This is a genomic window from Flavobacterium erigeronis, from assembly GCF_054075165.1.
Genome location: NZ_JBSKGP010000003.1, coordinates 420547 through 433737 on the forward strand (window position 1 = coordinate 420547; position 13191 = coordinate 433737).

Sequence of the window (13191 nt, forward strand, 5' to 3'; positions counted from 1 at the left end):
CACTGCAAATAAGGCATGTTAATTGGCAATAGTTATGGCATTCAAATAAACCACTTTAGAATGCTAAAAAATATGAAAACAATTAGACTGCCATTTTCAGGTCGGGATCCCGCAATTTCGTTCGAGGAAAAATCAAACTTCCACAGAAAAGACTTCGATAAACAAAAAAAATTAAGTCGATTTTTCACTTCTTAACATAGATTAATCGATAGGCGTTTATTTCCGTGATAAGTTTGCATCAGAAACCTAACAACAATAAACAAACTATAATCTATTTGTTAAAAGTTCAAACATAATTACAAATTATTCAAATATTTAAAAATAAAATTAATCCTAAAATCAAAAAATCATGAGCACATTTACAGTAAAAGACGGAACACAAATTTATTACAAAGACTGGGGAACTGGACAGCCAATTGTTTTTCACCACGGATGGCCTTTATCTAGTGACGATTGGGATGCACAAATGATGTTCTTCCTTCAAAAAGGGTACCGAGTTATTGCACACGACCGTCGCGGACATGGACGTTCTAGCCAAGCTTCTGAAGGAAACAATATGGAAACTTACGCATCTGATATTGCTGAATTAGCAGAAGCTTTAGATTTAAAAAATGCTATTCACGTAGGGCACTCAACTGGTGGCGGTGAAGTAATTCGTTACGCTGCAAAATACGGAAAAGGACGCGTAGCAAAAGCGGTTATCATTAGCGCTGTACCGCCAATAATGGTTCAAAACGAATCTAATCCTGAAGGGGTGCCGTTGTCAGTTTTTGACGAAATCAGAAAAGGAACTGCCGCTAACAGAGCACAATTTTTTTACGACTTCCCTATTGCATTCTACGGATGGAACCGTGAAGGACAAGAAGTCCAAGAAGGAATCAAACAAAATTGGTGGCGTCAAGGAATGATGGGTTCTGTATTATCGCACTATGAAGGAATTAAAGCATTTTCTGAAACCGATTTTAGAGAAGATTTAAAGAGTTTAGATATTCCCGTTTTGGTTTTACACGGAGAAGACGACCAAATTGTTCCTTACAATCAAGCGCCAAAGTCAGCTGCATTACTTAAAAACGGAAAATTGATTTCGTACCCAGGATTCCCTCACGGAATGCCAACTACAGAAGCTGAAACGATCAACAACGATATTTTAGATTTCATCAAATAATCAATAATCACTGCCTGTAAAGGTTGTTTACAGGCAGTTTTAATCCTCTTCAATTATGAGTTATTTTCAGCAGCCCTCTTTTGATACCGTTGTAGAAGCTTTGCAATGGCTGAGCACACAAGGTTTTACAGAAAACTTTAATCTAGACAGCAACTGCATTCGTTACAACAACAACACGCAGAGCATGTCGCCAGAAGAATTCAAGATTGAATATTTATTCCGATTTGAAGGCGATACTAATCCTGGAGATGAAGATATTGTTTATGGAATTAAATCTGAAATCTACAATCTAAAAGGTGTTTTAACCAGCGCTTTTGGAATTTATGCCGATGCAGTTTCTGCCGAAATGATTAAGAAACTTTCTACGCATTAATATCAAAACTCCTTAATAAAATTACGAAATATCGTTACTAATCTTTCACTGCTCGAAACTTAAAACAGTGTTCTGTAGCAAATTAAAAATATGGCATTTTATTAGCCAAAAACCAATTAATAAATTTTAAAACAAATAATATGAAACCATCAGTTAACTTATTATCACCAGACAATCACGCATTAGTATTAATCGATTTTGAAGGACAAATGGCCTTTGCAACACACAATATTCCATTAAGCGAACTACGTACAAATGTGGCAATTGTAGCTGGAGCATCAAAAATATTTGATGTAGCAACAGTTGTAACTACTGTGGCCGAAGAAAGCTTCTCTGGACCTGTTTTTCCTGAAGTTGAAGAGTTTTACCCAATTGCTACTTCTGGATATATTGACAGAACTTCAATGAATACTTGGGAAGATGAAAATGCTTATAAAGCAATTGTGGCTAAAAACAAGAAAAAAATTGTTCTTGCTGGACTTTGGACTGGTGTATGTATTGTTGGTCCAGCTTTATCGGCAATCGAAGAAGGTTACGAAGTTTACATTATTACAGATGCATGCGGTGATGTAAGCGTTGAAGCGCACGAACGTTCTGTACAAAGAATGATTCAGGCTGGAGCAATTCCAATTACTTCTATCCAATATTTATTAGAATTGCAAAGAGACTGGGCACGCGAAGCAACTTACGGTCCTGTGACTTCTTTAATGAAAAAATACGGTGGTTCTTACGGTTTAGGAATTCACTACGCACACAACATGTTGAAACACTAAATCAAAATTCAATCCCAAATTTCAATTTCAATTTTAATGTCAAACTTGAAACTTGAAATTTGAAACCCATAAAAACAAACTCTCTAAGCCTTCATTATTTTGGAATCAGCAAAATCCATATCAAACGCCAAATTACTTTTTCTTTTTCTCCTTTTTGGAAGCTTTGCGTCGGCTCAAAATTTTAAGCTGATGCGTTATGATGAAAATTATGAATTCTTAAAAGACTCGAACAGAAATTTTTACGAACGATTAAAATTCATTCCGTTAAATCAAGAAAAAGACTTTTATATGTCAATTGGCGGCGAAGCCCGATATGAATATGTTTATTTCAATAATGAAGACTGGGGGAGATTTGATACCGGCAGCAACAATTTTATACTCCAGCGCTATGATCTTCATGCTGATATTCATCTAGGAAAAAATTTCAGAGTTTTTGCACAGCTTAGAAGCGCTTTACAAGATGGAATATTCAACGGAACGATAGGTACAGATCAAGATCAGCTGAATGTGCAAAATCTTTTTTTGGATGTGAATGTATATCAAAAAGAAGATAAAAAAATAATCATCAGAGCAGGACGACAAGAACTTGACTACGGTTCTGGAAGATTAATTTCTGTACAGGAAGGGCGAAACGACCGATTGTATTTTACTGGAGGGAAAATAATGTATGCCTCTGAAAGGCTTTACATCGATGCTTTTGCCATGATGCAGGATGCTGTGAATTCGGGTGTTTTCGATAATAAAATATCTAAACAGCTGAATCTCTGGGGAGCTTATTCTAAAATAATCATTCCAAAAGCAGGAAATCTTGATTTGTATTATCTCGGAATACGAAGAGATCGATCGGTTTTTGAAGAAGGAATTGCTCCAGAAAGAAGACATACCATTGGCACAAGATTCTGGAAATATGGAGGCGGTTTTATTTACAATCTAGAAGCAGCCTACCAATTTGGCACTTTTGGTTCGGGAAATATAAATGCTTGGACAGGCTCTATTGACGTTGGATATATGTTTGAAAACACCAAATTTAAACCTACGATAAATCTTAGAAACGATTATATCTCGGGAGATAAAATTCAAGGCGACGGTGATTTGCAGACCTTTAATCCGCTTTTTCCAAAAGGAGGCTATTTCGGATTTAATCCACAAATTGGGCCAGTCAACTTGATTGATATTCATCCTTATGCCACGATGGATCTGCTTTCAAACTTACAGTTCCAGCTTGATGTAGTTTTCAACTGGCGATATTCACTAGAAGACGGTGTTTACAGACCAGGCGGAAGTTTAAATCGCTTAGGAAGCATGTCAGACAAACGATATATTGGAACAGCTTATTTGGCTAGTTTATCCTATAATATCAATAAATATATATCAATTTCAAACGGGTTTCAGTATTTCAAAACTGGCGCCTTTATCAACGATATTACTCCGAATGCTAAAGACGGTATTTTCTTTAATGTGCAACTCGGATTCAAATTTTAAAACAACAAAATTAAATTTTTAACACATAGAAACATAGCTTTTAGGAGTGAATAAAAGGCGTTTCTCTTGTAATAATACACATAGTATCAACAATAATCAACTTTGTCAAAGTTTTAAACTTTGACAAAGTTCTCCCAAAACTTTTCAGATAGAACTATGTGTTAGAAACTAGTTTCTTTCTTTATCCTTTTTTCAAAACAAGAAAAATCTATGTCTCTATGTGTTTAAAAAACAAATCAAAATAATAAAACTAAACCCTTAGCAATGAAAACAAACACAGCAAAAAACAGATTGAGATATTCGTATCTGATGCTTTTACTTATAACATTTGCAGGCTCGCTTAGTAACAATGCTTTTGCACAAACAGCTTCAATTGGTTCGACTACAACTTGGGGGAAAGTAGACGGCGTTGCAGTAAACGGATTGGTTCAGGGACCATCTGCAGCTCAAGCGGACTTACAAGTTGCCTGCGTTTTTGAATATACAGAAAGTGATATTACCAACCCTCCTGCCCTGCCTGCCAACCTTAACGGAATGGTGCATTTAGACGATGCGCTAAAAGGCATTATTACCGAACTGCGTAAAACTGGCAAATTTACAGGCCATTCGCTTGAAACTTTATTGATTACGCCTCCAAAAGGCACTTTAGCCTCCAAAAAATTATTATTAATCGGTTTAGGAGATCGCAACAAATTTTCTCCTGATTTAATGATTAGTGTTGGAAGCACTGCCATGCGTGAAGCTTTACGTTTAGGCGTTTCAAACTATTCTTTTGCAAGCGATATTAAAGATGCTGGAATTGATTCTCCGACAGCTTTGGTTGCCGAAAATGTGGTTTTAGGTGCTTTTGAAGCGTATAGAACAGAAACCTATTTACAAGATAAAAAATTAGCCACACACAAACCTTTAAAGAAAATAATCTTATTGGCTGGCCCTGCTTATTACACGGTTGCAGGAGAAGGAATTAAGCAAGCAATTGCAAAGTTGAACACTAAATAAAAGTTATGAAAGCAGATTTAATTTTATTTAATGGAAAAATCCATAGTTTCAATACAGAAACGCCAAATGTGACAGCAGTTGCAATTAAAGACGGAAAATTTATTGCAGTTGGAAACGACAGCGATATTATGGCTTTTGCTGCTGAAGAAACCAAAATCATTGATCTTCAAAACAAAAGAGTCGTTCCGGGAATCAACGATTCGCACATTCACCTGATTCGCGGCGGATTAAACTATAATTTAGAATTGCGTTGGGATGGCGTTCCTTCTTTGGCAGATGCACTTCGAATGCTGAAAGAGCAAGTAGATCGCACTCCAAATCCGCAATGGGTTCGTGTGGTTGGCGGCTGGACTGAATTTCAGTTTGCAGAACGCAGAATGCCAACTTTAGAAGAAATCAATGCTATTGCACCCGATACTCCTGTTTTTATTTTGCATTTGTATGACAGAGCACTTATGAACAGAGCAGCTTTAAGAGCGGTTGGCTACAATAAAAATACGCCCGCGCCTCCAGGAGGACATATTCAACGCGATTCTAATGGAGAACCTACAGGACTTATTATTGCGACTCCAAATGCGATGATTTTGTATTCGACTTTAGCGAAAGGTCCTACCCTTTCTTACGAGCACCAAATCAATTCGACTCGCCATTTTATGAAAGAATTGAACCGTTTTGGAATCACGAGTGTTATTGATGCGGGAGGCGGATTTCAAAACTTTCCAGACGATTATAAAGTGGTTAATGAATTGAATGAAAAGAACCAATTGACCGTAAGAATTGCGTACAATCTTTTTACCCAGAAACCAAAACACGAGTTTGAAGATTTCTCCGATTGGATTGATACGGTAAAATTATATCAAGGAAATGATATGTATCGTCATAACGGAGCGGGTGAAATGCTCGTTTTCTCTGCTGCCGATTTTGAAGATTTCCTTCAGCCAAGACCAGATCTTCCTGAAAATATGGAAGCTGAACTAGAAAAAGTAGTTCGTCTTTTAGTAGAAAATCGTTGGCCTTTCAGACTTCATGCCACTTATAACGAAAGCATTACAAGATTTTTGAATGTTTTCGAAAAGATCAATCAAGACGTTCCTTTCAACGGATTGCCGTGGATTTTTGATCACGCCGAAACGATTGACGAAAGAAATATCGAACGTGTAAAAGCGCTAGGCGGCGGAATCGCTGTACAAAGCAGAATGGCGTATCAAGGTGAATATTTCACAGATCGTTACGGAGCAAAAGCAGCTGAAAATACACCGCCAATCAAAAAAATGCTTGAAATGGAAGTTCCAGTTGGCGCGGGTTCAGATGCTACACGTGTGAGCAGTTACAATCCGTGGGTTTCTATGTATTGGATGACCGCTGGAAAAACAGTTGGAGGCTTGCAATTGTATAATGAGACGAGACTGAACAGACAAACTGCTTTAGAATTGTATACAAGAGGAAGTGCTTGGTTTTCGCAAGAGCAGACTAAAAAAGGAGATATTAAAGTGGGAATGTTTGCTGATTTAGTAGTTTTAGATCGCGATTATTTTTCAATTGACGATGAAGACATCAAAAAAATCGAAGCCGATTTAACAATTGTAGACGGAAAAATTGTGTATGCTAATGGTGATTTTTCTTCATTTTCTCCGCCTCATATTCCGATTTTACCAGATTGGTCGCCAACGAATATTTACAACGGATATCCAGTAAGAAGCGGTTTGCAGAGTGCGATTGAAAAAAATGCAAAAGCAAATGTAAAACCAAAACTGACTTCGCAGATTCACAGTTGCAGCGGAAGCTGTGATGTTCACTTACACAATCACGACGCGGCGCGAATGAGCAATGTTCCCGTAAACAATTATAATGCATTCTGGGGCGCTTTAGGCTGTTCTTGTTTTGCTTTCTAAATTTCAAAAAAATGATCGAAATTATAAAACAAATCCTCCATTCTGATTTAGGAACAGCATTCAACAATGCAGCGCTTTTAGTTTTTAGAGTGCTACTGGCTGTAGAACTTTTCAGAGTCCACGGAATGAAAAAATTCAGAGTCGAAAAAGGACAGAAAGAACACGTTCCGAATCCGTTGCATCTGCCTGAAAAACTAAACGGTCTGGTGGCAACATTTTCAGATACTGTAATTCCGTTTTTCATTATTCTTGGACTCGGGACAAGACTTGCTGTTCTCCCAACAATCGGTGTAACGGCAGTTGGTTATTTTGTGGTCCATAGAAATGATTCACTCGAAGTGCGCGACGTACCTTATATGTACACTTTATCGCTGTTATTGCTTCTTGCGCTTGGCGCGGGAACATATTCTCTAGATTATTATTTACTAGACTTATTAAACAATTAATTTTTTAAAACACATAAAAACATAGCTTTTGGAATGTAAAAAAGGCGTTTCACTTGCATAAATACACATAGAGCTGTTCTGCCAACTTTGTCAAAGTTTAAAACTTTGACAAAGTTCTCGCAAAGAGTTACACACACAACTATGTGTGAGAAACTAGTTTCTTTCTTTATTCTTTTCAAAATCAAAAGAAAAATCTATGTTTCTATGTGTTTCATTTATTCACAATTAACATAATTAAACCCAAATTAAAAATGAAAACAAACATCGGAATCAAACAAGAAAACATCTCAAAAATCGCAGCTATTTTAGCCAAAGTTCTTGCAGACGAATTTGTACTTTATACCAAAACAAAAAGAGCACATTGGAACGTTGAAGGTCCAGATTTTTATAACAAACACCTTTTCTTTGAACAGCAATACGACGCCATCGACGAGATTGTAGATACTGTTGCAGAAAGAATTAGATCTTTAGGACATTATACGCCAGCTACATTAAAAGATTTTCTTGCCTTGACGCATCTTACAGAAGAATTACAAGAGAAAAACGACAGCAATGGTTTTATCAAAGAATTGCTTGTAGATCACGAAAGCATTATTATTTATTTAAGAGAAAACATTAATCATATTGCCAATGACTTGCAAGATGCAGGAACAAGCGATTTTATTACAGGATTAGTAGAAAATCATGAAAAAATGGCGTGGATGCTTCGCGCACATTTAAACTAAAAACAAATTATGGAAATTCAACAAAAAAATATTTGGTACGTAACCCTGCTTCTAACCATGATAGCAGGGTATTGCGATACCGTCACTTTTGTCGCTGCCGATTCGATATTTTCGGCTCACGTAACGGGTAACTTTATCGTCTTTGCTTATCAAATTGTAAAAGGTTCAGATATACATGCGTGGGTAAAACTGCTTACTTTTCCCATTTTTATCATCGCGGTAATTACAGGAGGAAGAATTGCGCAAAAAGCTACTAATCGTTATACCATTTTGTTTTGGGAAGGCGTGTTATTGGTTTTAAGCGGTATCGCATCGTACGTTTTTGGCTATTTGCAAAACTTCGAAGAATGGACAATGTACACCGTTGCCATGACAACCGTTTTTGCTATGGGACTTCAGAATGCTTTTGGAAAGCTTTACGCTAAAGAAACCCACGGTCCGACAACTATGATGACAGGAAATGTAACTCAGGCTTCTCTAGATCTGGGCAATTTGCTGAAAAACGGACTTAAAGATGCGGAAGTATTTTTAAGTTTTAAAAAACAGCTGGTTACCTTAATCGGATTTTTGGCAGGCTGTTTTCTTGGAGCTGTTGCCGGAAAGTTCTTCGGATTAGGAACTTTAATCGTGCCTGGAGTTGCGATGATTATTTGCTACTTATACCATCGAGACTAGGTAAATATACATTTTTTGGATTGCAGATTTATGATACTCTAATAGCTGAAAAAATGATTTTCTCCCCTATTCTATCCATCAAAAAACACTTTCTTGCCTTATGCATAATGGGTTTGCTTTTGTTTGGAAATACGGGTATGGGTCAAGAAAATCAAAATTTGCTGTCTCCAAAATTAACGACTTCAGAAATTGATGCTCAACAAACAGCGCTGTACAAAAATATTTTAGTTGGATTTCTCTTTCTATTGCTTTTGTACAGCGCTTTTAGATTAAAAAAGAAGAAAAACGAAGAAATAGAAATACAGCGCCAGCAGATTGCTGAACTCAACGAGCTCAACAAAAAACTGCTGACCGAAAAAGAATGGCTTTTAAGAGAAATTCACCATCGGGTAAAAAACAACCTTCAGATTGTCATAAGTTTACTAAATGCACAATCGGCTTATTTGCATAACGAAGATGCTTTAATGGCTATCAAAAACAGCCAACATAGAATGCATGCCATGTCGCTCATTCATCAGAAATTATATCAATCTGATAATCTGGCGAATATTAATATGGATTGGTATGTTCACGAATTAATCAATTGCATGAAAGATTGTTTTCGCACAGCCGAAAAAATTAATTTTATTTTAGAAGTAGAAAAAACCTATCTCGATGTTGCCCAAGCTGTTCCCATCGGCTTGATTATAAATGAAGCCGTCAGCAATGCCATTAAATATGCTTTCCCCGACGATCGAAAAGGAAAAATAGGCATTATCTTCCAAAACATTGGCGAAAAAAATTACAGGCTTCAGATTTCTGATAACGGAATTGGGCTTTCTCAAAAACTTGAAAATATCGAACGAAATTCACTCGGCATGAATTTAATAATCGGATTAACTGACCAGATTGATGGCACTTTTAATATGAAAAATGATAATGGATTAAAAATCACAATTACCTTTACAGGAAAAACCGAGTTTGACGAAACGGCCGAGAACTCTTAAATGACATCATTATAGATGAAGGAGAAAATATTAATTGTTGAAGATGAATTTATAGTTGCAAATGATTTGAAAATCATGCTGCACAAAGCAGGTTATCAAGTGGTTGGAATTGCTGCTTCTGTGGCTCAAGCTAGAAAATTAATCGAAGATAAAAGTCCGGATTGGATTTTACTGGATATCATATTAAAAGGTGAATTGACTGGAATTGATCTCGCAAACGAACTTCGCGAAAAAAATCTGCCTTTTCTGTACATTTCTGCCAATACCAATCAAAGCACGTTAGAAGCCGTAAAAGCGACACATCCGTATGGTTTTATGGTAAAACCTTTTCGAGAAAAAGATCTTATAGTAATGCTGGATATTGCAAGATACCGATTCGATCAAGAAAAGGAAGATTTGGCAGGAAGCCAATTCAATACAGAAAACCAAGAAATTAAAGGAATTATTGGCGAGAGTCCACTTTTGAATGAAGTTATAGAAAAAATAAAAATTGTAGCTCCAGCCGAAACTTCTGTGCTTATTTTAGGCGAAAGCGGCACAGGAAAAGAAAGAGTCGCACACGCTATACATGAACTTTCAGCTCATAAATCAAACCCGATTGTGGTGGTAAATTGCGCCGCTTTACCGCAGTCTTTAATAGAATCTGAACTTTTCGGCCATGAAAAAGGTGCTTTTACAGGTGCCAATGCATTACGAATCGGAAAGTTTGAACAAGCTAATAATGGAACTATTTTTCTGGATGAAATTGGCGAATTGCCACTCGATTCTCAAGTGAAATTATTGCGCGTGCTACAAGAAAAAGAAATTCAGCGTTTGGGAGGAAATAAAACGATAAAAATCAATGTTCGTATTGTAGCGGCTACCAACAGATCGCTGGAAAAAGAAGTTGCCGAAGGGCGTTTCAGACTTGATTTGTATTATCGATTAAATGTCTTTCCAATACAGTTGCCAACTTTAAAAGAACGAAAAGAAGATATTGAAATATTGTCGCATTACTTTCTAAAAAAGTATGCAGCGAGTTCTAAAAAAAATGTAAACAGTATCAGCGCAAAAGCTTTAGAACAATTAAAAAAGTACAATTGGCCAGGAAACGTGCGCGAATTAGAACATTTAATGGAACGAAATGTGCTTCTCGCCAAAACAAACGAAATTGAAAAATTTGACTTGCCATCGAGCGTTGCCATTCTCTCTTTAGAAACTGGCCCAGACAAAATAAAGTCAATGGAAGAAATGGAGAAAGAGCATATTATGAATGCGCTCCAAATCTGCAACGGCAAAGTTTCGGGTAATGGCGGTGCTGCCGAACTTTTAAAAATGCAACCGCAGACTTTATATTCTAAAATGAAAAAATTAGGAATTAAGCAGGGATATAATTAAATTGCTTTATTGATTTAACCGCAAGGAACGCAAAGGTTTACGCAAAGTGCGCAAAGGATTTTCGCAAAGAACGCAAAGTTTTTTTAAGGATTTAATTAAGATTAAAAGTTCGCAAAGCTTTACCTAATATAAAGCTTTGCGAACTTAATATCTAGATTCCGCTTGAGCTTTTTATAAAAAATCTTAGCGAGCTTTGCGTAAATTCTGCACGAGCAAAAGCAACCAAAAGAAATTAATCTACATTAAGAGGACTTAACCGACTACTTAACGAACTTTGTCCTTATAAAACAACTAAAGCCAAAAAAATGGAAACAATAAAACTAGAATTGGACGAGAAAAAACATGGAGCTTTTAATCTTTATGTTGACGATAAAAAACTGGGAGAAATGACCGTAAGCATCAAACCTGATCTATTGACGATTTATCACACTGGCGTTGAACCAGAAGCAGAAGGAAAAGGTTACGCTAAAAAACTTTTAGAAGAAATGGTTTCTTATGTACGCGCCAATAATTTGAAGGTTTTACCGCTTTGTCCTTACGTTCACGCGCAATTTAAAAGACATCCAGACGAATACGAGGATATTTGGAAAAAATAATTAGTTTTTAATAAGGAACTTCATAGTTTGTCATCCTGACGAAGGAAGGATCACACTAGTAAATCGACAAAGATTGGCAGTTTATTTCACGCAGATTTTAGCAGATAATTTGGATTTCCTTTATCGATAAAAGATTTGCGCAGATTTCCTAAAATAAAATCTATTTTAATCTGCTAGAATCTTTTAAAATCTGCGTGAAACGAATTTATACGCAAAGTTTATTTCTCGCAGATTTAGCAGATAATGCAGATCTTTTTATCGAAAAAAGATCTAGCAGATTTCTTAAAATAAAATCTATTTTAATCTGCTAGAATCTTTTAAAATCTGCGTGAAACAAATCTATGCGCAAAGTTTTTTTTCACGCAGATTTAGCAGATAATGCAGATTTTGATTGTCTAAAAGATTTGCGCAGATTTCTTAAAATAAAATCTATTCTAATCTGCTAGAATCTTTAAAAATCTGCATGAAACAAATTTATACACAAAGATTAAAATCTGCGTCAAACCTAATTCACTAAAAAAAATATACTATGAATACAGAAATTTTAACAGACGGTATTCCTTTAAACGAAGCAAAAAAAGCGTTGGTTATGATACACGGACGCGGTGCCAGTGCTCATGATATTCTTTCGCTTGCGAGACATCTTAAAGTTGATGATTTTGCTTTGGTGGCGCCTCAGGCAGAAAACAGAACTTGGTATCCGTATTCGTTTTTAGCTCCGTTGGACGAAAATGAACCTTCGTTTTCTAAATCTTTAGAAGCGATTCATCAAGTTGTGGTCGCTATTCAGCAAAACGGAATCGAAAAAGAAAATATCTATTTCTTAGGGTTTTCTCAAGGGGCTTGTCTTGCTTTGGAATTCACGACAAGAAATGCTGCAAAATACGGCGGAATCGTAGCGTTCACAGGCGGATTGATTGGCGATAAAGTATATGAAAATCATTATAGTGGAAATTTCGAAAATACGCCTGTTTTTATAGGAACAAGCGATCCAGATTTTCACGTTCCTGTAGAAAGAGTCAATGATACTGAAACACTTATGGAAAAAATGGGTGCTGATGTTACTAAAAAAATCTACCCGAACATGGGACATACCATCAGTCAAGATGAAATAAATTGTGCTAATGCATTGATCTTTAATAAAAAATAATGATTACGATTACACGTGTTTACAGCGATGCCAATGGAGAAAGTCATTTTGAAGACTTTGAAGTTCCTTTGAAAAACAATGGCGACATCGGTTTTTTATCTGACGATGAACCGGTGAAATCTATTGTTTTTAGAGAAGTGAGTCCGTCTTATGATTACGATTTTCACAATGCGCCAGACCGCCAATACATTGTTTTACTGGAAGGAGGCGTAGAAATCGAAACTTCTCTAGGAGAAAAAAGAACGTTCCCAACAGGTTCTATTTTATTGGTAGAAGACACCACAGGAAAAGGTCATAAAACTAAAAATCTTGAACCTAAACTGAGAAAATCGATATTTATAAAGTTGGTTTAAAGACGTTGTTTCAAGTTTCAAGTTTCAAGTTTCAAGTTTCAAGTTTCTGCTCGAACTTTGTCAAAGTTTTGAACTTTCACAAAGTTGAAAAATGTTTTAAACACATAGAAACATAGATTTTCTTTGCTTCTAAAAGGATAAAGAAAGAAACTAGTTTCTAACACATAGCTCTATGTGTAGTTCTTTGCGAGAACTTTGT

At 36.2% G+C, this 13191-nt stretch carries 13 protein-coding genes and 1 pseudogene; all 14 read left to right on the forward strand.

The window, feature by feature from the left end; translation table 11 throughout:
- Window positions 1-349 precede the first annotated feature (349 nt).
- Window positions 350-1165, forward strand: a complete 816-nt coding sequence (locus tag ACWA1F_RS08410; RefSeq protein ID WP_456893226.1) for an alpha/beta fold hydrolase — start codon at window positions 350-352, stop codon at window positions 1163-1165.
- A gap of 55 nt (window positions 1166-1220) precedes the next feature.
- A complete protein-coding gene (locus tag ACWA1F_RS08415) occupies window positions 1221-1538 on the forward strand; it encodes a phosphoribosylpyrophosphate synthetase (RefSeq protein ID WP_456893227.1) in 318 nt (105 codons plus the stop codon).
- Window positions 1539-1678: 140 nt separating this feature from the next.
- The gene (locus ACWA1F_RS08420) at window positions 1679-2311 is read left to right on the forward strand and encodes a hydrolase (protein ID WP_306160942.1); all 633 of its coding nucleotides are present in this window, start codon (window positions 1679-1681) and stop codon (window positions 2309-2311) included.
- A gap of 189 nt (window positions 2312-2500) precedes the next feature.
- Window positions 2501-3793, forward strand: a complete 1293-nt coding sequence (locus tag ACWA1F_RS08425; protein ID WP_456893230.1) for an alginate export family protein — start codon at window positions 2501-2503, stop codon at window positions 3791-3793.
- A gap of 264 nt (window positions 3794-4057) precedes the next feature.
- Entirely contained in the window at window positions 4058-4792 is a 735-nt protein-coding gene (locus tag ACWA1F_RS08430; RefSeq protein WP_456893232.1) for a M17 family peptidase N-terminal domain-containing protein, read from the forward strand.
- 5 nt (window positions 4793-4797) lie between these two features.
- Window positions 4798-6684, forward strand: coding sequence for an amidohydrolase (locus ACWA1F_RS08435; protein ID WP_456893234.1), 1887 nt, complete (start codon window positions 4798-4800; stop codon window positions 6682-6684).
- Window positions 6685-6695: 11 nt separating this feature from the next.
- Window positions 6696-7130, forward strand: a complete 435-nt coding sequence (locus ACWA1F_RS08440; RefSeq protein WP_456893236.1) for a DoxX family protein — start codon at window positions 6696-6698, stop codon at window positions 7128-7130.
- Between the two features lie 251 nt (window positions 7131-7381).
- A complete protein-coding gene (locus ACWA1F_RS08445) occupies window positions 7382-7855 on the forward strand; it encodes a Dps family protein (RefSeq protein ID WP_456893238.1) in 474 nt (157 codons plus the stop codon).
- Window positions 7856-7864: 9 nt separating this feature from the next.
- Window positions 7865-8530 (forward strand): YoaK family protein, encoded by a 666-nt coding sequence (locus ACWA1F_RS08450; protein WP_456893240.1) that lies wholly within the window; start codon window positions 7865-7867, stop codon window positions 8528-8530.
- A 53-nt stretch (window positions 8531-8583) separates the two neighbouring features.
- Window positions 8584-9516, forward strand: a complete 933-nt coding sequence (locus ACWA1F_RS08455) for a sensor histidine kinase (RefSeq protein ID WP_456893242.1) — start codon at window positions 8584-8586, stop codon at window positions 9514-9516.
- A gap of 15 nt (window positions 9517-9531) precedes the next feature.
- The gene (locus ACWA1F_RS08460) at window positions 9532-10893 is read left to right on the forward strand and encodes a sigma-54-dependent transcriptional regulator (RefSeq protein ID WP_456893244.1); all 1362 of its coding nucleotides are present in this window, start codon (window positions 9532-9534) and stop codon (window positions 10891-10893) included.
- A gap of 287 nt (window positions 10894-11180) precedes the next feature.
- Window positions 11181-11489: pseudogene (locus ACWA1F_RS08465) on the forward strand (GNAT family N-acetyltransferase); the annotation flags it as partial.
- Between the two features lie 529 nt (window positions 11490-12018).
- Window positions 12019-12639: an alpha/beta hydrolase gene (locus tag ACWA1F_RS08470; protein WP_456893246.1), complete on the forward strand. Its 621-nt coding sequence runs from the start codon at window positions 12019-12021 to the stop codon at window positions 12637-12639.
- A complete protein-coding gene (locus ACWA1F_RS08475; protein ID WP_456893248.1) occupies window positions 12639-12992 on the forward strand; it encodes a cupin domain-containing protein in 354 nt (117 codons plus the stop codon). The genes ACWA1F_RS08470 and ACWA1F_RS08475 overlap by 1 nt, the downstream gene beginning before the upstream one ends.
- Window positions 12993-13191 lie beyond the last annotated feature (199 nt).